Source organism: Altererythrobacter sp. C41 (assembly GCF_016803135.1).
Taxonomy (GTDB): domain Bacteria; phylum Pseudomonadota; class Alphaproteobacteria; order Sphingomonadales; family Sphingomonadaceae; genus Pelagerythrobacter.
Genome location: NZ_JAEVFE010000001.1, coordinates 1 through 20,806, shown reverse-complemented (window position 1 = coordinate 20,806; position 20,806 = coordinate 1). Strand labels below are relative to the sequence as shown.

The window sequence follows — 20,806 nt, the reverse complement described above, 5'->3', positions numbered from 1 at the left end:
TGCCATTTTATCATTTCCAACTATATAACTGCCAAATGGCAGGAGTTGCGACATGGCTGTGCTGACACGCATCGATACTGAGGCCGCCCCGTTCGCCGCCGATCCGATTACGGACGCGGAGGCTGGCGCGATGTTCCGGGCAGCGCTGCGCTTGTTCGGCCATTGGGGCGTGACCGACGAACAAGCCGCTACGCTGCTCGACGTCGGCGTCCGGACCTATCGCCGGTGGAAAGTGGACGAGCCGGGCCGCATCGGCCGCGACGGCAAGGCGCGATTGTCGAACCTGATGGGCATCCACAAGGCGCTCAGAATCATCTTCAACGATGCGGCGCGCGGTTATCGCTGGATCAAGGCGCCCAACGAGGCGTTCGGCGGGCGCTCCGCGCTCGACGTCATGCTCGGGGGTGAACTCACCGATCTGATGCGAGTGCGGCGCTATCTGGATGCGGAGCGCGGCGGCTGGTGATCGATCCCGCGGCTGTCCCGGTCCGCCGGGTCGAATGGCGGCGGGCACGGCGCATCATCCGCAGTGCTCATCCGCCCATCGATCTGTTCGAGGACCTTGCCGATCCCCAGGATTGGCCGCTCCTCATTTCCGCCGAGCAGAAGACCAACCCGCGCCTCATGGAGACGATCGGCAATCTCGACCTCGTGCCGCCAGCGCGGCGGGTGAGCGGGCCGGGTGCATCCTACCTGATGGCCCCGTTCACGCATGTCAGCCGCGATCGGCCGAGCCGGTTTACCGATGGCAGCTACGGCGTGCTCTATGTCGCGGACCGGTTCGAGACGGCACTCGCCGAAACGATCCATCACCACGCCCGTTTCATGGCTCGCACCCGCGAGACCGAAGGCTGGACATCCCAGTTCCGCGAGATTGTCCTCGATATCGCGCTGGATGCCCACGATCTCAGGAACGGCGCCGACGCTTTCGGCGAGGCGCTTGATCCCGAGTGTCATGATACGAGCCGGAGACTCGCTGCCGCCCTGCGCGCGGCCGGCAGCGAGGGTATCGCCTATCCGAGTTGCCGCGACAGCGGCGGAGAATGCGCTGCATTGTTCCACCCGGACCTGGCATCCCGCCCGCTCCAGGGGCGTCACCTCGACTATCACTGGAACGGGACGCGGGTGGATTTCTACCGCGACGCCACAGGCGGTGAGGTCTTCCGCATCGATGAAGACGCGGAGTAAGGCTCAGCCCTCCGCGTCGGCCTCGGTTCGCCTCGATACCCCATCTTGCGCCACGGAAAGATTGGCCGGTCGCATTGATCGCAGCTATGGCGGCGACATGCATCATTCAGACTCCAATCCTCTCTCGCATGACCACAACTTCCTGAGCGCCTCGCACGATGCGAACGAACGGCGCACCCGCTATGTGGTGGCGCTGACCGCAGCGATGATGGTGATCGAGATCGGCGCAGGCCTCTGGACCGGATCCATGGCGCTGCTGGCCGATGGCATTCACATGGCGACGCATGCGGGGGCGCTGGGGGTGGCGGCCTTCGCCTACTGGTTCGCCCGGCGGCATGCGAGCAATCCACGGTTTACCTTCGGCACAGGCAAGGTCGGCGACCTGGCAGGTTTTGCAAGCGCGCTGGTGCTCGCGATCTTTGCCATCGGCATTGCCGTGGAGTCCGTTCAAAGGTTGGTGAGCCCGCTGGCGATCGCCTACACGGAGGCGATCTGGATCGCGGTCCTCGGCCTCGCCGTAAACCTCGCGAGTGCCTGGTTGCTTGGAGCCGATCACCATCACGGGCACGATCATGGTCATCACCACCACGACCATGGTCACCACGACCATGCGCATGCTGACAACAATCTGCGCTCGGCCTACTTTCATGTTCTCGCCGATGCGCTGACATCTGTGCTCGCCATCGCGGCATTGCTCGCCGGGCGCTATCTGGGGTGGGTCTGGATGGACGCGGCGATGGGGCTGGTTGGCGCGATCGTCATCGCGCGTTGGGCGTGGACCCTGCTGCGGGACACTGCCGCCGTGCTCGTCGATGCGGACGCCGATGGCGAGCGCTACGAAGAAGTGCGGGAAGCGTTGGAGGACGGCGATGCTGCGGTGGGCGACCTGCATATCTGGCGGATCGGGCCCGGCAAGTATGCGGTGATAGCGTCGCTCATCGCGGGTCATCCCCTGCGGCCCGAAGATTACGTATCCCGGCTCGCAGTTCATGCCGAATATGTCCACGTGACCGTGGAAGTGCATCGCTGCGAGGACGCCCACCCTCACCTGCGCGCCGCCTGAAACGGGCCAGCTTCAAATCCCGCACCTGTCGTCGAGCGCACCACGGCGGCGGCCGGTCCTTGGTATCAGGCCTTCGAAAGAAGGCTTCCCGAGAACAGTTGCCATTGCCCGCCCGTACCCTTCGGGCGCGAGATTGGCGACCAGCCCGGCGACCACCGCCACACAGGCGAGGTGAACGATCCACCCGGTGGCGAATCCGCCCGCTCCGTCGTGCAGCATCGCCACGATCCATGGCGCGAGAGCTGCTATTACGAACCCGCCGCCCTGCATCAGCGCCGATAGAGCGCCTGCCTTGGCCGAGTCCGGCAGATGGTCGAGCGCGACGATCATCATCAACGCAAAGCATCCGCCCAGCCCCGCTCCGAGAAGGACTGCGATGGCGAGCGGTGCGGACTGGGGAGCAAAGGCCAATCCTGCGAAACCGATGCCCTGCATCGCGAGCGTCAACCACAGCCAGCCGCGACGATCATTCCGCCCCCGCGCGGCAATCGGGAGCAGCAACGCTGCGGCCGCCTGGCTGATCGCCAGCACGGCAAGGAGACTGCCGCTCGCGGCCGCGCTTCGACCATGCTCCTGATAGAAGGGTGCGAGCCAGGCGACCGCCGACGCATAACCACCGTTCACCAGCCCGAAGCCCGCCATCAGCATCCATGCGCGGGGACGGCGGAGCAACAGGCTCATGGTCCCGGACGTTGTGGAGGATGCGCTGTCGGGGGGCAGGCGCCTCACCAGTGCGAGCGCGACAACCGCTGGCGCGGCGAGCATGGCCAAGGCGATCTGCCAGCTTCCCCACGCCTGGACGAGGATCGGCGTCATCTGTGCACCCAGCGCGCCCCCGCCCATGAGCATTGCGGAGTAAAGTCCCGTGACGATCGCGACCCGCTGCGGGAAGTCGCGCTTGATCATGCCGGGAAGCACCGCCTGAATGACAGCGGCGCCGAGTCCGCAGAGAAGCGCCGTGCCGAGCAGAACCCCGCCATCCGAAGCGAACAAGCGCAGCAGAGAACCCGCGGTGAGCAGCGCCAGCGCCAGAATGACCAGCCGGCGTGCCGGTACCACCTGCTGGAGCAGCGGCCCGGCAAAGGCACCGATCCCCATCAAGAGCATCGGCAGCAGCGTGAGCAGCGCCATTCCCTGCAGGCCCAGCCCCATCGCCTCATCGATTGCACCTGCGAGCGGTCCCACTCCGGTCAGGAACGGCCGGAGATTGAGACCGATCAGCGCAATGATCGCGAGCGGAAGCAGCCGGGCGGTAGGCGTTGTCATGACCCGCTTGCCTGTCGCCGCCGATGCCACGCCTCATAGAGATCCGGTTCGGCCCGCGCCGCCGCGGGAACGTGACGGATGGTCATCGACTGTTCGGCGAAAGGCTTCGCGAGATCGGCATAGACCATGGCAGTCGACAGGCCGTAAGGCGCGCCGTCCTCGTTCGAGTAGGCGTAGGCGACCTCGCGCACGCCGGAGATGCGCATCGCCGCCATGCACATCGGGCAGGGATGACCGCTCGCGAAGACTGTGCATCCGCCAAGGTCGGGCGAGCCCAGCGCGCGGCTTGCGGCGCGCAGCGCGTTCAGTTCGGCATGGGCGGTCGGGTCGCCGGTCGCGAGAATCTCGTTGACCCCGGTCGCGACGACTGCGCCATCCTTGACCACCAAGGCGCCGAAGGGACGGCCCCCGCGCTCGGCATTAGCCCGCGCGAGGGCAATCGCTTTGCGCAGGAAGCGTTCGGTTGCATCTGTCATGGCTTTTCCTTCTATCGCGCGCCCAGCGGCCACGAGTGCCTGTTCGATCGCGCTGAAGCCCCGGCGGCGCGCGTGTTGCAGGGGCGTAACGCCCTCTCCGTCGGGCAGATTCACATCGGCGCCGGCAGCGATCAGCAGGTCGACGATCTGTCGATGCGAGGAACCGCCATTGCCGAGGATGATCGCCTCGAGCAACGCCGTCCACCCGAGCCGGTTGACATGGTCGACCTCGACACCCGCGGCAATCAGCGTGCGGACGGTTTCGACGTGGCCGCGCTCGGCGGCCGGGATCAGCGCGGTGCCGCCATAGCGATTGACGCTCTTCAGATCGGCGCCGTGCTTCAGCGTCATCGTCAGGATCTCGAGATGGCCCCGTGCTCCCGCATAGAGATAGGGACTGTCGTCGATCGCATCCTTGGCGTTGACGTCGGCGCCTGCCGCAATCAGCGCCTCGGCCGCGCGGACGCTGTCGGCATGGGTCGCGGCGAGCAGAGGCGTTCGTCCAGCCTCGTCACGCGCGTCGATCGTCGCCCCGGCGGCAAGCAGAGCGCGGATATCGGCCACGTCATCCCTCGCGGCTGCATCGTGCAGGCGGTGGTCGCTCATCGGCTGCCCCGATCCGACCAGCGGGATCGCGAGGGCCGCCGCCGCAAGGGCGATGCCGATCGCCATTCGTCTGACCATTTCCGCCGTCCTTGCCGTTTCATTTTGCGGCCTGCGCGTCCCAGGCTGCAACCTTGGCGCGCGTATCGGCCAGCATCGTGTCGAGCGCCGCACGGTCATAGACCGATCCGCGCAGCACGACGGTGTGGATCGCGCGCGTCGCCCTGATGCCTTCCAGCGGGTTGCGGTCGAGCAGCACGAGATCGGCCGCCTTGCCCACTTCGATCGAGCCGTAACGGTCGAGCTTGCCGAACCAGGCGGGACCGGCTCGTGTCGCGGCCGCGAGCGCCTGGGCGGACGTCAGCCCTTTCTCGACGAACAGCGCCAGCTCTTCATGCAGGGCGATGCCCGGATAGTTGAACGAATTGAGGAAGCCCGCATCGGTCCCGGCCATGATCGTCACGCCCGCCGCCTGCAGCATCGGCAGCAGCGCCGCCTCCCGTTCGAACGCGGCATGGCGCGCCGCGATCGCGGTGGCATCGGCCTTGGCGGCGCGCTCGACGCGCCAGGCATAGGTTGCGCGCAGGCCCGGGCCGATCAGGTTGAGATAATCGTCGTCGCTGTGATCGTCGCGGTCGAGATAGGCGATGATGCGGCTGCCGTTCAGCGTGGGAGTGACGAACACACCTTTGGCTGCGAGCTTGCGATAGGCGGCCATCGCTACCTCATGGTCGAAGCCGGCCTCGATCCGCCGGTTGGCCTCCGCACGGTCAATCCGTCCGGCGGCGAAGTCAGCCGCGATGACGGCCTCGCCCTTCACTCCTGCCTTGTACGCATAGTCGATATGTTCGATCGAGCTGATCCCGGCATCGACCGCCTGCTCCACCGTCAGCGCCATCGGAATATGGCCAGACACGCGCAAACCCGCCGCCCGCGCCTGGCGCACAGCGTAGAGGAACAGCTCCGGCTTCAGCGTGCTGTCGGTGATCTTCACGAAATCGACGCCAAGCTGCTGGAGCCGCGCCACAGCGGCGTCGATATCGGCTTTCGTCCCGGTCTCGATCGTCCCCTTCCACACAGGATCGATCCCTTCGATCTTCGGGCCTGAGCTGAGCAGAGTCGGGCCGAACAGGGTCCCGTCGGCGATCTCGCGGCGCCAGGCCAGCACCTCGGTCGGAAGATCGCCGGACGCATCGCGTATCGTCGTGATGCCGTGCGCGACATAGAGCGGCAGAAGCGCCTTGTTCTCTTCGATCAGTGCCGGTCCACCGCCGAAATGGACGTGCATGTCCCACAGGCCGGGGATCAGGAAACGGTCGTTGCCGTCGATGGTTTTGCTGGCAGTCCAGGTTTTCGCGATCTCGGCCTCGGCGCCCACGGCAACGATAGTGCCGCCTGTCGCCGCGACGGCCTGATCCGGGATCAGCCGTGCATTCTCGACATCGACCACGGTCGCGTTGCGGATCAGCACGTCCGCCCGATCCTTGGCGATCGCTGGAAGCGGCAGGAGTGCGAGCCCCGCGAGGAGAACTGAAACGAGCTTCTTCATGCGGCAAATACTGATCGTGAGACCTCTTGCGTCAGATAAGACTTCGCCGAATCATTCTCCAATGAGATGTTTGAATGCCAATCATTCACATCTATGATGACCTCGATGCTCGACCCGCGTCTTCTCCGCGCCTTCGTCGCGATCGTCGACACCCGCAGCTTCACGCAGGCGGCGGACCGGCTGCACAGCACTCAGTCGACGGTGAGCCAGCAACTGGCGCGGCTCGAACAGGCGGTCGGTCAGGTGCTGGTCGATCGAGCGGCACGGCCCGTTCGCGTTACGGCTTCGGGGGAGCGCCTGCTCGGCTATGCCCGCCGCATCCTGGCCCTGCAGCATGAGGCCGAAACGCTGCTCGCGGACCGCGCCGGCACAGCGGCCATTCGGATCGGCGTTCCCGAGGATATCGTGACCTTGTCGATGAGCCGCATCCTGGCACGCTTTGCAGAGCAGCACCGCGAAGTGCGCCTCGATGTCACCACGGGTCTGAGCCGCGACCTCGATCGTCGCTTCCGCGCGGGCGAGTTCGACATCGTCGTGGTCAAGGAAGCGAGCGCAAGCCCCGACAATCGCGCGACCTTCCCCGAAGCGATCGGCTGGTTCGAAAGCGCCGATCACGCGCCCGTCTGGGTCGACCCGATGCCGCTGGTGACCTTTCCGCCGGGCGGTCTTTATCGCGAAGCGATGTTCGAACGGGTCGAGCGTGACCGGCGGCGCTGGTATGTCGCCTTCACCGCCACCAGCCTTGGCAGTATTCTCACGGCGGTCGAGGCCGGCATCGGGCTCTCTCTTCTGCCCAAGGGCGCAGCGATCGACCATAAAATCCGCCCCTATGCCGGCTTCGGTGAGGAGGCGCCCATGGTCGTATCGGTCTATTCCTGGGAAGATGCGGGCCAGATCGGTCTGCTTCTGGAGAACATCAAGTCAGTGCTTCTCAACCGCTACGAGGCACATCGCGCGCGCTTCGGGACTTGACGATCGCACTGAGAAGGCGGTTCGTCTGCAACCGTAATGAGGCTGTGCCGCATGATCCGTCGCGCCGAACCCCTCGCGATGCGACGCTGACTTAAGCCTGACATATCCCCGACTTCGAACCGAAACAGCGCGCACTTAGGCCCCGGCCGACCGGCCGGCCCGGCGGTTTCGATTTTGAAGGGGTCTCATGTCCAACACGGTTCCCGTGCTCGCCAAGGCGGGCCTTGCGTTCGCGCCTCATCTGCTTTTTGGCACCTCGATCCTGGCTCTCGGAGCCTCATCCGCGCTTGCGCAGGATGTGCCTGCCAATGCGGAAGTCGCCGAGATCGTAGTCACGGGCTCTGCCCTGCAGAATCAAGCGGAAATCGAGACACGCCGACAGGCCACGGCGATTATCGACTCGCTCTCGCGTGACGAGATCGGCGCGCTACCCGACATCACGATCGCAGAATCGCTGCGCCGCATCACGGGCGTCAGCACGGTGTACAACGACGACATCGGCCAGTTCGCGTCCATCCGCGGCACGCATCCCGACTTCGTGCCGGTGACGATGAACGGGCTGACGCTCGCCACGACGGGTGACCACGGAGAAGGCACCCGCAAGGTCAACCTGCAGGTCATTCCCGGCGAAGCCGTCCAGCAGCTGCGCGCTTACAAGACGTTGTCGCCAGATCTCGATGCCGGCGCATTGGGCGGGCTGATCGACATCGTAACCGTGAGCGCGTTCGATCCTCTGCGCGCTCCGCTGAGCGTCACCGCGGGAGCGAGCTACACCAGCTATATGGACGTACCCGACGACAACAGCTTCGGGGATCAGAAGGACAGCCCGATCGGTCCTTCCCTCAGTGCGATCTGGTCGCCGCGCTTCGGGGCCGACGAGAGCTGGGGTCTGGCGGTGACCGGGATGTACGAAGTGCGTCCCCGCACGCAGTCGAACAACGCAATCGCCAACCGACTCTACTTCAATGATGCAGGCGCGCAGACGACGCCGGAATCGGACGACTGGAACGGCTTTGCGGCGCCCAATTCCTTCGTCTCGCACAACTATACCAACAAGTTCACCAAGTTCGGGGGCACGGCACGGCTGGAATACCGGCCAAGCGACCGCATCAGTTCCAGCCTGTTCGGCTTCGCCTATTTCTCGGACGAGCAGGAAACCCGCAATACCAACCGCGTCTATCGTCTCGACCAGGCCCGGGATCAGACCGAGAATACCGGCACCATGCGGGTGCGCAACGCGGATGCGCAATGGCGCTACAACAGCTTCGAGCGCGACCAGCGCGGCTTGCAGTGGCTTAACGACATGGCAATCGGCGACCGGGGGCATCTGTCGACTGACCTCGGCTATTCCTACGCCTGGTATCGTTCGTGGCGCCCGTTCGTCGCCTTCGATTACGCGGCGGGCACGCGGCTGACCTACGACCTGACCAACGAAAGCGTGCCGTTCATCCTCGACGGCGGCAATGCCTATCTGGATCCGGCCAACTATGCGACCAGCGATCACTACGAGGATGTGCGGGAGGCGACTGCGCATGTCTACGAAGGCCGGGTCGATTACGGCTTCAACAATCGTCAGGACGATCGCGGTATCGGCTTCGCGTTCGGCGCTTCCTACAGGGACATGGACCTGGAGCGCGACAACAGCGCGGTCGTTTACGAGAACGGCACCAGCCTCGCCGGCTATGCCTTCATTCCGGACTTCAACACACCCGGTTACAGCCATCCCCCGCTCTGGCTCGATCGCGACCGGTTCTACACTGAAGTCGTTCCCGGCGTCCCGGTCGACGAAGCGGAAAGCGACCGCCGCACCCGCGTCAACGATTACAGCTATCGGGAAAAGATCGCCGCTGCCTATGTGAACGGCACTTTCACCTCGGATCTGCTGCGGCTCGATGCGGGGGCCCGGCTCGATCATGTCGATTTCACCGCCGACATGGCGCAGGTGCTCGATGGTGTGCTGCAGCCGGACCAGGTACGATACGAAGGCAAGGACACCCATCTGCTTCCCTACGCCACTGCCAATCTCGCGCTGACGCCTTCGCTCCGCATCAAGGCGGCGGCGAGCCAGACGCTGGGCCGCCCCAATCCGGAGACGATCGCCACGGTGGAGGACATCGACGAGACCGAGCTGGAGATCACCCGCGGCAACCCGCATATCCAGCCGCGCAAGTCCACCAACCTCGATCTCGGCCTCGAATACTACTTCAACGCCGGGCAGGGCATGGTGACGCTGACGGGCTTCTACAAGAAGATCACGGACGACATCCTGACCGTCAGTTCACAGGAGGTGATCGGGGGCGAGACCTATACGGTTTCCCAGCCGATCAACGGCGAGGACACGACCTACCAGGGTGTCGAGATCGGCCTGATCAACAACAGCTTCGGCAACGTCCATCCCGTGCTCGATCGCTTCGGAGCCCAGGCCAACTTCATCTGGACCGACGGTTCGACCACCTACCTCGAAGGCGACGAACTGCTCGAGCGCGATCAGCTGCAGTACCAGTCCGACATCGCGGCGAACGCTGCGGTCTTCTACGATCTGGGCGGGGGGTCGGAGCTTCGCCTCGCGATGAACCACCAGGGCGGATACGTCGAGAGCTTTGCCGCCAATACCTGGCAGGACATCTACATCGAGCCGTTCACGACTTTCGACCTAACGGCGCGCTGGGCGGTGACGCCCCGGCTGCAACTGCGCCTGGAGGGACGGAATATCTTCGGAGCCGACAGGCGGCGCACCACCGGCCCCGATCACGAATATTTCCGGGCCGGGCTGGAAGTCGGCAACACCTGGTACTTGCGCGCAAATTTCCGGCTGTAGCCGGTCGGCCGGGGGAATGCCCCGCCCTCGCCTTTCCGGGAATCTTAAAGAGACGAGACTATGCCCACGACCCGCCGGGATCTCCTGCTTCGCGCCTCCATCGCCGCCGGTACGGCATTGCTGCCCATCTATGGCCAACGCCTCTTGGCACAGCCACGATTTGCCGCGCACCCGTTCACGCTCGGCATCGCCTCGGGTGATCCCGAGGCAGACGGGGTGGTTCTCTGGACGCGTCTGGCGCCCTCCCCGCTCGATGACCATGGCGGCATGCCGGCCGAGGCCGTCGCGGTCGGATGGGAAGTGGCCGAGGACGAAGCTTTCTCCCGCGTGGCGGGTCAAGGCACGGCCTGGGCACTCCCGCAAGCGGCACATTCGGTGCATGTCGAGGTCCAGGGCCTCCGCCCCGATCGCGTCTACTATTACCGCTTCCACACTGCCGGTGAAACGAGCGGCACGGGTCGCACCCGCACCGCGCCTGCCCTGGATGCCGATGTGCAAGCCCTGCGTTATGCTTTCACGGCGTGTCAGCACTACGAAACCGGATACTACGGCGCCTATCGGCAACTCGTGGCCGACGACCCCGCGCTCGTGCTGTTCCTGGGCGATTACATCTATGAGCGGCCCGGACGGGACCGGGGCCCGCGGCGCCATCCGGACGAGCATGCCGCGAACCTGGCGAGCTATCGCCGCCGCCATGCGCTGTACAAGACCGATCCCGATCTTCAGGCCGCCCACGCAGCCGCACCCTGGCTTACGATCTGGGACGATCACGAGGTCGAGAACAACTACAGCGGCGATGTATCGCAGGACGGCGGCGACAGTCCGTCATTTCTGGTCCGCCGCGCGGCCGCCTACCAAGCCTATTACGAGCATATGCCGCTCCGGCGGCGGTCGATCCCGGTGGGACCGCAGATGCAGCTCCACCGCAGCCTCGTCTGGGGCAATCTGGCGCGGTTCCAGATGCTCGATGCCCGTCAATACCGCGATGGCAGGCCCTGTCCGGATATGTCGCCCGATCGCAAGACGGTTTCCGGCTGTGCCGAACGCCTAGATCCTTCGCGCAGCATGCTCGGCTCCGAGCAGGAACGCTGGCTCTTCGGTGAACTCGCCGGCAGCAATGCGCGATGGAATGTCATTGGCCAGCAATTCGCTATGGCCGAATCTTCGCAGGTCGATCCGCAGACCGGAGACCCTCGCTTCGGGGTCGACGGCTGGGACGGCTATCCCGCCGCACGTGACCGCATCCTCGCCTTCCTGCGCGATGCGAGAATATCAAATCCCGTGGTCATAGGCGGCAACAGCCACGCCTTCATCGCCTCGGAACTCTCTCTCCATCCCGAAGGCCCCGTCATCGCGCCTGCATTCGTCGGTGGATCGCTCAGCTCGACAAGCGGCTCGGCATCTGACGATCTCCTGCGCAAGGCCCCTCAAATGCGCTTCGCGGAAACCCAGCGCCACGGCTACTCCATCGTCGACGTCACGCCGAAGAGCAGCATGCTGACAATGCGCGCCGCCGCCGATGCGACCGATCCTCGAACAACGACGTCTACGCTCAGGACCTTCGCCATCGAGAGCGGGGTGCCCGGTTTTCGCGATTAGGGTGCCTGACGCAGCGGTCATCCGAACGACCGGTGATTCATAAGATCATCACCCGTTGCCGGAGCTAGCGTAGGCCTTCGCACCCGAATGACGTGCTGCAGCGCGCGTCCACGGCCCTACGCTCCAATAATGTCGCGAGCTGACATTGGTTCGGAGGGATTTTCACGCTAGCCAAGGGATATGGGGCCTCTCGACATTGCCATCGCCGGTTGTGGACCGGGAGGACTTGCGGTGGCGCTGCTATTGAAGCGCGACGGCCACCGCGTGACGATGTTCGAACGGTTCGCAGCGCCACGTCCGATCGGATCGGGCTTGATGATTCAGCCGACTGGCCTCGCGGTGTTGGAACAACTGGGACTGGCCGACGCCGCGCAGCAACGCGGAGCTCGCATCGATCGCTTGATCGGACAGGCGGAACCGGCCGGTTCCGTTGTGCTGAATGTGCGCTATGCCGCGCTCGGCAGCCCCCTCGCCTTTGGTATTGGTATTCATAGGGCGAGCCTGTTCGCGCTGCTTCACGATGCAGTATCGGCGGCCGGCGTTCCGATCGTGACCGGACGGACAGTGACCGATAGTATTCTCGACGGGACGAAGCGCCATCTGCGTTTCGCCGATGGTGAGATCGCAGGACCCTTCGATCTGGTTGTGGACGCCTTGGGAACGCGTACGCCTCTCGCCCCGCCTACGGGCCATTCACTGGCCTACGGGGCACTATGGGCCAGTCTCGACTGGCCTGACGGAGGATACTTCGACATCGCCGCACTCGAGCAGCGCTATCGACGGGCCAGCAAGATGGTCGGCGTCCTGCCGATCGGCACGCTACCGAGTGCCGGACGCCCGCAAGCCGCCTTCTTCTGGTCGTTGCGTGCCGATCGGCTCGACACGTGGCGCGCGGCCGGGCTGGATGCCTGGAAGGCGGAGATTCTGACGCTCTGGCCAGCCTGTGCGCCATTGCTCGATCAGATCATCGATCCCGATCAACTCACTTTTGCCCATTATGCCCATCGGACGCTCAGCGATCCGGCCGAGCCCGCCCTCATTCACATCGGCGATGCCTGGCATTCGGCAAGCCCGCAACTGGGTCAAGGCGCGAATATGGCGTTGCTGGATGCCTGGGCGCTCGCCAAGGGCCTTCGCGAAAGTACAAGCGTAGCAGAGGGGTTGGGCCACGCCGTCGCCCAGCGACAGCGGCACGTCCGTCTCTACCAATGGCTCACCGCTCTGTTCACGCCGGTCTATCAATCCGACAGCCGCGTGCTGCCATTCATCCGCGACCGGTTGGTTGGGCCGGCGTCCAAATTGTGGCCGGCAACCTGGATTCAGGCCGCGATGGTCACCGGACTGATCGGCAACCCCCTGCGTCCGCTAGGTCTCGACGCGCCGTTCATGTCAACGCGCGTGTCGATACCGGACGCGGCATGAGCAGTGAGGGAATCGGCCCCTTTCGCTTGCGTTTGTGATGGGTCAGCATTCGCTCGCCAAGGAATGGGAAGAGAATGGTCACTTCGAGCAGATGGAACGGATCGCGGGGCGTCTGGACCAAATTCGTTGACCGGTATGGCCGGCGGGACCACTCGGAGCGATTCGCGAATGGTAGCGGAGGAGGGACTTGAACCCCCGACACGCGGATTATGATGTCGCGGAGCCCTTCCAGAACTCGAGGTGAAAACGGCGGAATTCCGCCATCTTCACGACATTACCGTGCTGTGTTGCCGAGATCAATCACACATAAAATCGGGCGGCGCGGTGCCGGGGGGCAAAGCAAGAGGTGGGTGCGCCGCGACTTGGCGCCCAGCCCAGCCGCGCACCGAACATCCACCTCGATCGTGATGCCACAGGCGTTTGTAGACCGTAGCTTGCGCTCGTGCGAACGCCCGCCTCGCCTTTCACCTTCGCGATAATTTCGCCAGCCGTCACATACGCGGTGCTGCGCTTCTCTGCCGGACAACGCTTCAGCTCTCTGGATTGGTGGCATTGCGTCTCGCAACTGCTCCGGGCGTCCTGTCGGACGAGACTTTCCGTCCCTCAGATCCGGTGAAGATCCCAAGGTCCGTCGTGCCATTCGAGTAGGACGCAGCCCCGTTCGGTATATTCATCGAAGCCGTGGATGCTCCGGGCAGGATTCCACAGGTAAGACCCGGGCCGCATCGGTCGGCTGGGATCCGGCTGAATATCGCCTTCCAGGCAGAAGATCTCTTCCTGCACCGGATGCCAGTTCGGGCCCGCCCCGCGGAAACCCGCGGGTACCCGCAGCAGCCTGGTATCCGCACCGCTCTCCGTGTCCAGCCACAGGACCCGCCGTTCGAACCCATGCAGCGGCGTGCCATCGATGACCGGCGTGAAAGGCTCGATCGCAAATACATCCGGCGTGATGATCGTCCCTTGCGGTGCAGCGCTGGCGCGATAGGTTTGGCCCGGGTCCTGCACCAGCAGGATCTCGCTCGCCTCGATCGCTTCCATGACCGGCATCGCCGCGCCCTTCGGTACGACGACAAAGGCATTGGCGGTCAGCTCTGCCTCGCCGAACCGGATGCGGCCGGACAAGACCATGAATTGCTGAACGGCGGCGACTTCGAGAGGCGTGCCGCTGCTCCAGCCCGGCTCGAGAGTCACCAGCGCGCTACGCAGGGTGCCATCCTTCAACCGCCGCAGCACCCGTAGCGTCGCCGGCTGATCGCCCCAGATCGCCGCCACTTCCGGCGCGAGATCGTCTTGATGAATGCAATGCGAAATGTCGTAGGCAAGATCGTCGGACACCGTCATCGTTCCATTTCGGCCGGGTTATCCCTGATGCTTTCGCACGCGAGCGCTGGGTCCGGCGATTGCCGCAGCGATTTGGTTCACCTGACGAACAAATCGGTTATCAGGGTCGCAGGCCTTGGCCGCAAGCCCCTATTGCCCGATATTCCCGTCACGACAGGAGCGTGAAGTGAGACCGAGGATCACAGGCCTTGACGTCGATGCGATGGAGTGGGCGCCGCTCGGACCTCCCGGGCTGTTCAGCAAGCTCCTGAGCCGCGATCCCGACACCGGAGCGCGAACCGCCCTCCAGCGGATGGATCCGTCGCTCGGCTACCAGGCGCCGACCGTGGCGCATTTCCATACGACGTACGAGGAAATCCTGGGCATCGCCGGTCGTTTCACTTTCGATCAGCGCACCTGGGTCGTGCCCGGCGCCTACGTCTTTCATCCGCCCCGCACGGTGCACGGCTTCGCGAGCCTGGTGCCGCAGGAAAGCCTGTTCCTCTCACGCGTCGGGCGCGATCTCGACGTCAACCTGGTGCACGAACCGGCTGAGAAAGACCTCTACGTCATCGAGGGTGACGTCCCGCCGCGCAGGCCTGCGGCCTACGGCGATGCGGCAGTTGCGTTGGGCTGGGCCGAAGGCACCCTGCTGGGGCGACCGGTCAGCGCCTGCGTGTTGAGTACCGACCCGGAAACTGGGGAGGGCTCGGCCCTCGTGCGTCTGCCAGCCGGCTGGACGAGCACAGTGCAGTGCCGCACCGACTATCTCGAAATCTTTGCCTTGAATGGCGGCATCTCCACGGATGGCGAACCTCCGGCCGAGGGACGCGCCTATTTTTTCATTCCGCCCGGCGATGAAATTCCGGCGCTGGAGGCGCTTCGCGATTGCGAGCTCTACGTCAATTTCGGGCGGGCCCTCGCGTGAGCGGCACCGCAGTCGTCGTCAATCCCGACTCGTTCCTGGGCGCCCGTGCGGTCGCGGCACTGGCCGCTGCGGGTTGGCAGGTGGAGGGGCTGCCAGATGGCAGCGATGGGGAATGGGAAGCGTTCCTCTCCGAGGCCGTCGGACACGATGCGGGCGTCGACTTCATCGTCACCGCGCCTCCGACGGATTTTCCCGTCGACGATCCGGGGGCCGCGATCGCCACCGCGTGGCGCGGCGCGAAATATGCCTTGCCGCTCTTCGCCGAGCGGGGTGAGGGTATTTTGCTCACGATGGCCTTCGGACCGGCGCGCGACGGCGCCCTGCCCGGCAGCGACGCAGCGGCGGAATCGATCCGGCTGCTGACGGCCGCTGCCCTGCTCGATGCCGGCAAGGCAGGCGTCAGCTTGCGCTCCAACCGCCTATATTGTCATCGGGACTCCGCGCCCGGCGCGATCGAGGAAGCGGTTCGGATGTTCGGGGACGACCGCAGCCGTTTCATGGCGGGGGCGGAAATCACGCTCGGGAGTGGCGGCACAGAGAGCAGCACCAGCCTTCACGGCAAGTCGATCCTGGTGACCGGCGCCACCTCCGGCATCGGTCGCTCTGCCGCAGTGGAACTGGGGCGCCTGGGCGCCTGGGTCGCAGTCGGTGGCCGCAAGCTTCCTCTGGCGGAAGAAACACTCACCATGGTTCGCAAGGCAGGTGGTGACGGCATCGTCGTCCCCCTCGACGTCACGGAGCCGGACGCGTGGGTCGCGGCCGCGCGGGGCATCGGGGATTCGCGCGGTGCCCTCCACGGTCTGGTCAACAACGCGGGGGAGGCACGCAACCGCCCGATCGGCGAGCTTAGCTCGGCCGACCTGGATTTTCTGACGGAGATCAACTGTCGCGGCGTGCGATACGGGGTGGATGCCATGGCGCCGCTGCTCGCGCGCGATGGCGGCACGGTGTTGAACATCGCGTCCGTCGCCGGCCTCCGCGCCGGACCGGGCGGCACTGCCTACAGCGCGTCGAAGGCAGCCATGGTCGGTCTGTCGCGCGGCTTTGCCGCGCAGTTTGCGCGGGCTGCCCGGCCCATCCGGGTCAACAGCCTGTTGCCCGGTTTGATCTGGAGCGACAGCGTTGCGGATTCACTCGGCGAGGCGGGAGCACGTGCTTTCCGCGCCATGATCGAGCCGAAGACGCCGCTCGGCCGCGTGGGTACGCCCGAGGAGGTCGCAAGCGTGATCGCCTATCTGGTCTCGGACGCGGCGGCGACCGTGTCGGGCCAGACGATAACGGTCTCGGGCGGTCTCGAACTCGGCTTTCCCTGACGTTCCCCCTTAGCCGCGCCCACGGGAAGGGGCGCCGTTCGCAGCGAACGGCGCCCCTTCCCTTTTTCGAAGCCCCAAAAGAGAGAGCCCCGGCCATTTGGCGCGGGGCTCCCCAGGGGGGTGGAGTTCAGAATTCCTTGCTGACGCGCAGGCCGAACGAGCGCTTGGCCGGCGCCGCGATGAACTCGCCGTTCGGGCGGCTCGGGCCGAAATTGCCGTAGTAACGCGCAAAGTCCGGCGTCAGTTCGTTGAAAATGTTGTCCACGAATATCAGCGCCGTCCAGTCGTCGCCCTTGAGGCCGATCTGGGCGTCCGCGACGGTCTTACCGGCAAGCAGGACGCGATTGTCGAAACGGGCATAGCGCGAGGAGCGATAGCGCGCCGACAGCTCCGTGAAGAGCGACACGCCGTCTGCGATCGGCTCCTCGACCCGAACGGAACCCGACAGCGAATGCTTGGGCACCAGCGGTAGCCGGTTGCCACCGAACTGGCGGTCCGTTCCGGCAGGCGCCGGGTAGACGTCGCGCGCCTCGAAATCGACGAAAGTCGAATCCGCGTAGGCATAGTTGAACGTCAGCGTCAGGGGATCTGCCGGGCGAACGACGAGGCCCAGTTCCGCGCCCTTTACCTCTGCCTTGTCTGCATTGACGATGTAATTCAGGCTGACCGCGGTCGCATCCGGGCATTCGGCTTCGGGCCCGAAGGGGCTGGCGGTGCCGTAACAGATCGTCGTCACCTGAACGTCACGCCAATCCGAATAGTAGAGCGCCGCGTCAAACGAGATCAGCCCCCCCGCGATGCGCCCCTTGGTTCCGATTTCGTAAGTCCAAACCGTTTCCTGGCCGAACGGGCGCAGATCGTTCCGCACCTGGCCGACGTTGAAGCCGCCCGGCTTGGATCCCTTGGCGATGCTGCCGTAGAGATTGACGTCGTCGGTCAGTTCCAGCTTTGCGTTCACGCGCGGCAGCCAGCTGTTGAACGTTTCCTTGCCGCGGAAGGTGATATCCGCGGGCCCGTTCTGGAACAGAATGTTGAATCCCGTCGCGGCTTCGGCACGAATGATCTCGTGATTGAACCGCAGTTCCCCGGTGAGCGTCAGCCCAGGAGCCACATCGGCATCCACCGACCCGAACAGCGAGTAGGTGTTGGTGTTGAGCCGGGAGGGACGCGGCGCGATGCCAGTGCGCGTTTCCGTGACGAAGTCCTGGGAGCCAAGAAAGCGAGTGTAGTCGAGCTCCTCGTAGTTCTCGTCGAAAACATAGCCGCCGAACAGCAGGCGCAAGTCGTCGCTGTCGTAGCTGAGACGCAGCTCCTGGCTCAGCTGCTGCAGGCTCGTGTCGAACTCGGCGATCCCGACGCACACGCCCGGAAGGCAGTTGTAGAGGCCGCCGCCGACAGGCGTCAGCGAAGGAACGTTGTCGCGCTTGGTGTCGAAGTCGAACTGAATCGTCGAGTCGACCTTGTTGATGCCGGTGACGGACGCCAGTGACAGACCGCCGCCCAGGTCGAGCGACATGTTCGCGATGCCCCGCCAGGTCTCGGAGACGTTGCCCTTGTACTCCATGTGCGAGGAAATGCCGATCAGGCTCGGATCGAACATGTCCTCGTCGATGACGTTGACGCCGTCGACGCTGATGTCCGGTCGTTCGATCACGTAGGCGGCGCCGGGCGTGATGTGCTCGTCGAGATAGTTGATCGAGAATTTGCCGCGGAACGCGCCGCTCTCCACGAGGGCCGAGCCGCCGACGCCCCATACCTCGCTGGCACCCAGGCCCTGTTGGTTGCCAGGATTCTCGTAGAAGCCGCCGAAGTTGCGGTAGGTGGCGGAAAGCTTGGCCGCGACCACGTCGCCGATGACGGGGCCGGTTATATGCGCCGTCAGCTCGCGCCGGCCGTAATCCCCGATCGCCCCGCTGACGGTGCCGCCCGTGACGAACTCGGGATCCTTGCTGATGAACTGGATCGCCCCGGCAAAGGCGCTGCGGCCGAAGTAGACAGTCTGCGGGCCCTTGACGACCTCGATCCGCTCCAGATCCATCAATGCCGCCGCGGTCTGCGATCCGCTGCCGCCGATCGTGGTATTGAGGCTGACCCCGGTCACGTCGATCCCGTCGACGATCATCGCGACGTTCGAACGGCCTTCGATGAGGGAGATACCGCGCAGACTGGGCCGAACGTCGGCCGGCGACGCGCCTTTGTCGAACTGAAGCCCGGGCGTAATCTGGGCCACGCTGTCGACCGTGGCGATACCCTTGTTCTGGATCGTTTCCGCCGACACCGCCTCGATCGCGATCGGCACGTCGGTAAGTGTTTCGCTCCGCCGGCGCGCCGTGACGATGATCGCATCACCCATCGGGGCCGCATCGCCCGCTGCTTCGGCAGGCGCCTGCGGCGGCGAGTCCACGGCTTCCTGAGCCTGGGCCACCGACGGAACCAGACCGGCAGCGACTGCAAGAGCCGCAGCGCCGGTCGTGAAAGCTATCTTTTGCATCTCCCGAAGATCCTTCTTTCCTCGAATTTGGGTGGATCTATGTTGGCGGGGAGCTGTTCAGTCTAACCGCTTCTGCGGTTTTGTTCGCAAGGCGAATATTTCCGCACCTCGGCGTCACACAACTGCGATATCGCGCCTTTAGTGCGGGGCATTTTCAGTCGGCGGACCTGTCGCCAGACGGATCACCGGCCCCCGTATCTGGAAAGGCGTGGCCGTCTGGCGGTCGATGTGCGCTGCAAGCCGACGCCCCTATATCGCGTGGATGGCTTTCAGCTCTGCAATTTCGTCCTCGCGCATACCCAGCAGATCGCGATAGATCTCATCGTTGTGCTGGCCGACCCGTGTCGGTGCGGGTGTGCGAATGCGGCTGGGCGTATCGGAGAGGCGCGGGAAGGCGTTCTGCATCTTGAGCTTACCCCACCGCTCGGTTTCGACCTCGACCAGCGCATCGCGCGCAGCGAAATGCGGATCTTCCAGCATTTCGGGCGCTCGGTAGATCTTTCCGGCCGGAACGCTGTGCTCGATCATCAACGCTTCCAGTTCGTCGACGGTGAGAGTGCGCGTCCATGCGGAAATGATCTCGTCGAGCTCGCGCAGATTGCGGGCGCGAGCGATGTGGGTCGCATAACGCTCGTCCTGCGCCAAATCCGGCTGTCCCATCGCTTCGCACAGGCGGGCAAAGACCGCATCCTGGTTGGCGCCGATGAGAAATTCGCCGTCGCTCGTTGGATAGACGTTCGAAGGTGACACGCCCTCGAGGATGGAGCCGGTGCGCTGGCGAATGTGCCCCGACACGATGTATTCTGGAACAAGGCTTTCCATCACCTGCAACACGGCCTCGTAGAGAGCGCTGTCGACAACCTGCCCCTTACCCGTTCGCTCGCGTGCGTGAAGCGCTGCCAATGCGCCGAGACAGCCATAGGTCGCGGCGAGACTGTCGCCGATCGACACGCCCATCCGGCTCGGCGCACGATCGGGATCACCGACGATATAGCGCCAACCGCCCATCGCTTCACCGATGCCGCCGAAGCCGGCGCGGCTCGAATAAGGGCCGGTCTGGCCATAGCCCGATACGCGCACGATGATCAGCCGCGGGTTGATGGCGTGCAGCGCGTCGGGCGCGAGTCCCCAGCGCTCAAGCGTACCGGGGCGGAAGTTTTCCAGCAGGATGTCCGCCTGCGCCACGAGGCGCCGGACGATCTCCTGCCCTTCCGGAATGCGCAAGTTCGCCGAGACCGACTTCTTGTTCCGCGATACGACCTCCCACCACAGCTTTTCCTCGCCGTGGCCCCAATTGCGCATCGGATCGCCGCCCTTGCCGTCGATCTCGGGGGGCTCGATCTTGATGACCTCGGCTCCCATGTCGCCGAGGAGCTGCCCACAGAAGGGGCCGGCGATCAACTGGCCGAGTTCCACCACTCGAACGCCATCGAGAGCGCCGCTGTTCACGTCATTCGTCATGTTTCTTATCCAGGTGTCTAGTCTGCGGCGGCCTGATGGGCCCAGCGCGGTTGGATCGGAGCTGCGAGGCCGGTTTCCTTCTCACAGTTGGTGCGGAGGGTATCGATGCTGGGACCGAAGTCGAAGACTTGGACGGTGCCGCGCTCGTCGCGGATGGTTTTGCGCAGCGTGTCGGTGGCTGGGGTGTCGATGGAGCCGTCTGGGGTGATCACGACGCCGTAGGCGCGGGCGCCTTCTGGTGTGAGGAGGCCTTGCACGATCTCCTTCGCGACCAGTTCGGGGTCGCGCTCGAGCGGATCGCCCCAACCGCCGCCGCCCCAGGTGATGAAGTGGAGCA

Annotated in this window: 15 protein-coding genes and 1 pseudogene; 9 read left to right on the top strand and 7 right to left on the bottom strand. The window is 64.8% G+C overall.

Annotated features, from left to right (window positions below):
• Positions 1 to 52: 52 nt before the first annotated feature.
• The 3 genes from JNO53_RS00080 to dmeF all read left to right on the top strand — a co-directional run bounded on the left by JNO53_RS00080 (position 53) and on the right by dmeF (position 2,251).
• Positions 53 to 466, top strand: coding sequence for an MbcA/ParS/Xre antitoxin family protein (locus tag JNO53_RS00080; RefSeq protein WP_238401516.1), 414 nt, complete (start codon positions 53 to 55; stop codon positions 464 to 466).
• Positions 463 to 1,188 carry an RES domain-containing protein gene (locus JNO53_RS00075; RefSeq protein ID WP_203106760.1) on the top strand — a complete coding sequence of 242 codons (726 nt, stop codon included), beginning with the start codon at positions 463 to 465 and terminating at the stop codon, positions 1,186 to 1,188. The genes JNO53_RS00080 and JNO53_RS00075 overlap by 4 nt, the downstream gene beginning before the upstream one ends.
• 97 nt (positions 1,189 to 1,285) lie before the next feature.
• Positions 1,286 to 2,251 (top strand): CDF family Co(II)/Ni(II) efflux transporter DmeF, encoded by a 966-nt coding sequence (gene dmeF / locus JNO53_RS00070; RefSeq protein WP_203107780.1) that lies wholly within the window; start codon positions 1,286 to 1,288, stop codon positions 2,249 to 2,251.
• A 12-nt stretch (positions 2,252 to 2,263) separates the two neighbouring features.
• Here the strand turns inward: dmeF and JNO53_RS00065 are convergent, their stop codons facing one another.
• The 3 genes from JNO53_RS00065 to JNO53_RS00055 are packed head-to-tail and all read right to left on the bottom strand — an operon-like array spanning position 2,264 to position 6,145.
• Positions 2,264 to 3,517, bottom strand: a complete 1,254-nt coding sequence (locus tag JNO53_RS00065) for a cyanate transporter (protein ID WP_203106759.1) — start codon at positions 3,515 to 3,517, stop codon at positions 2,264 to 2,266.
• Positions 3,514 to 4,677, bottom strand: coding sequence for an ankyrin repeat domain-containing protein (locus JNO53_RS00060; RefSeq protein WP_203106758.1), 1,164 nt, complete (start codon positions 4,675 to 4,677; stop codon positions 3,514 to 3,516). Before JNO53_RS00060 ends, JNO53_RS00065 begins: the two co-directional genes overlap by 4 nt.
• 19 nt (positions 4,678 to 4,696) lie before the next feature.
• Positions 4,697 to 6,145, bottom strand: coding sequence for an amidohydrolase family protein (locus JNO53_RS00055; protein WP_203106757.1), 1,449 nt, complete (start codon positions 6,143 to 6,145; stop codon positions 4,697 to 4,699).
• A 105-nt stretch (positions 6,146 to 6,250) separates the two neighbouring features.
• Here JNO53_RS00055 and JNO53_RS00050 point away from each other — a divergent pair, with 105 nt between their 5' ends.
• The 4 genes from JNO53_RS00050 to JNO53_RS00035 all read left to right on the top strand — a co-directional run bounded on the left by JNO53_RS00050 (position 6,251) and on the right by JNO53_RS00035 (position 12,956).
• Positions 6,251 to 7,117: a LysR family transcriptional regulator gene (locus JNO53_RS00050; protein ID WP_203106756.1), complete on the top strand. Its 867-nt coding sequence runs from the start codon at positions 6,251 to 6,253 to the stop codon at positions 7,115 to 7,117.
• A gap of 187 nt (positions 7,118 to 7,304) precedes the next feature.
• Positions 7,305 to 9,935 (top strand): TonB-dependent receptor, encoded by a 2,631-nt coding sequence (locus JNO53_RS00045; protein WP_203106755.1) that lies wholly within the window; start codon positions 7,305 to 7,307, stop codon positions 9,933 to 9,935.
• A 60-nt stretch (positions 9,936 to 9,995) separates the two neighbouring features.
• On the top strand, positions 9,996 to 11,534 hold the full coding sequence (locus JNO53_RS00040; protein WP_203106754.1) for an alkaline phosphatase D family protein: 1,539 nt from the start codon (positions 9,996 to 9,998) through the stop codon (positions 11,532 to 11,534).
• 180 nt (positions 11,535 to 11,714) lie between these two features.
• On the top strand, positions 11,715 to 12,956 hold the full coding sequence (locus tag JNO53_RS00035; protein ID WP_203106753.1) for an FAD-dependent oxidoreductase: 1,242 nt from the start codon (positions 11,715 to 11,717) through the stop codon (positions 12,954 to 12,956).
• Positions 12,957 to 13,559: 603 nt separating this feature from the next.
• Here the strand turns inward: JNO53_RS00035 and JNO53_RS00030 are convergent.
• Complete coding sequence (locus JNO53_RS00030; protein ID WP_203106752.1) at positions 13,560 to 14,291, bottom strand: cupin domain-containing protein; 732 nt, start codon at positions 14,289 to 14,291, stop codon at positions 13,560 to 13,562.
• 172 nt (positions 14,292 to 14,463) lie between these two features.
• Between JNO53_RS00030 and JNO53_RS00025 the strand changes: the two genes are divergently transcribed.
• A complete protein-coding gene (locus JNO53_RS00025; protein WP_203106751.1) occupies positions 14,464 to 15,204 on the top strand; it encodes a cupin domain-containing protein in 741 nt (246 codons plus the stop codon).
• On the top strand, positions 15,201 to 16,517 hold the full coding sequence (locus JNO53_RS15490; protein ID WP_203106750.1) for an SDR family oxidoreductase: 1,317 nt from the start codon (positions 15,201 to 15,203) through the stop codon (positions 16,515 to 16,517). The genes JNO53_RS00025 and JNO53_RS15490 overlap by 4 nt, the downstream gene beginning before the upstream one ends.
• 127 nt (positions 16,518 to 16,644) lie before the next feature.
• Here JNO53_RS15490 and JNO53_RS00015 read toward each other — a convergent pair whose 3' ends face one another.
• From JNO53_RS00015 to JNO53_RS00005, 3 genes and pseudogenes are all read right to left on the bottom strand, one after another.
• Positions 16,645 to 19,008, bottom strand: coding sequence for a TonB-dependent receptor (locus JNO53_RS00015; protein ID WP_203106749.1), 2,364 nt, complete (start codon positions 19,006 to 19,008; stop codon positions 16,645 to 16,647).
• A 249-nt stretch (positions 19,009 to 19,257) separates the two neighbouring features.
• A complete protein-coding gene (locus JNO53_RS00010; protein WP_203106748.1) occupies positions 19,258 to 20,469 on the bottom strand; it encodes a CaiB/BaiF CoA transferase family protein in 1,212 nt (403 codons plus the stop codon).
• A gap of 17 nt (positions 20,470 to 20,486) precedes the next feature.
• A pseudogene (locus JNO53_RS00005) lies at positions 20,487 to 20,806 on the bottom strand (hydantoinase B/oxoprolinase family protein); the annotation flags it as partial.

Excerpts from the sequence above, each read along its gene's own strand:
- JNO53_RS00015 (WP_203106749.1), bottom strand. The coding sequence starts at position 19,008 with ATGCAAAAGATAGCTTTCACGACCGGCGCTGCGGCTCTTGCAGTCGCT.
- dmeF (WP_203107780.1), top strand. The coding sequence starts at position 1,286 with ATGCATCATTCAGACTCCAATCCTCTCTCGCATGACCACAACTTCCTG.
- JNO53_RS00060 (WP_203106758.1), bottom strand. The coding sequence starts at position 4,677 with ATGGTCAGACGAATGGCGATCGGCATCGCCCTTGCGGCGGCGGCCCTC.
- JNO53_RS00035 (WP_203106753.1), top strand. The coding sequence starts at position 11,715 with ATGGGGCCTCTCGACATTGCCATCGCCGGTTGTGGACCGGGAGGACTT.
- JNO53_RS00010 (WP_203106748.1), bottom strand. The coding sequence starts at position 20,469 with ATGACGAATGACGTGAACAGCGGCGCTCTCGATGGCGTTCGAGTGGTG.
- JNO53_RS00045 (WP_203106755.1), top strand. The coding sequence starts at position 7,305 with ATGTCCAACACGGTTCCCGTGCTCGCCAAGGCGGGCCTTGCGTTCGCG.
- JNO53_RS00050 (WP_203106756.1), top strand. The coding sequence starts at position 6,251 with ATGCTCGACCCGCGTCTTCTCCGCGCCTTCGTCGCGATCGTCGACACC.
- JNO53_RS00055 (WP_203106757.1), bottom strand. The coding sequence starts at position 6,145 with ATGAAGAAGCTCGTTTCAGTTCTCCTCGCGGGGCTCGCACTCCTGCCG.
- JNO53_RS00080 (WP_238401516.1), top strand. The coding sequence starts at position 53 with ATGGCTGTGCTGACACGCATCGATACTGAGGCCGCCCCGTTCGCCGCC.
- JNO53_RS00040 (WP_203106754.1), top strand. The coding sequence starts at position 9,996 with ATGCCCACGACCCGCCGGGATCTCCTGCTTCGCGCCTCCATCGCCGCC.
- JNO53_RS00065 (WP_203106759.1), bottom strand. The coding sequence starts at position 3,517 with ATGACAACGCCTACCGCCCGGCTGCTTCCGCTCGCGATCATTGCGCTG.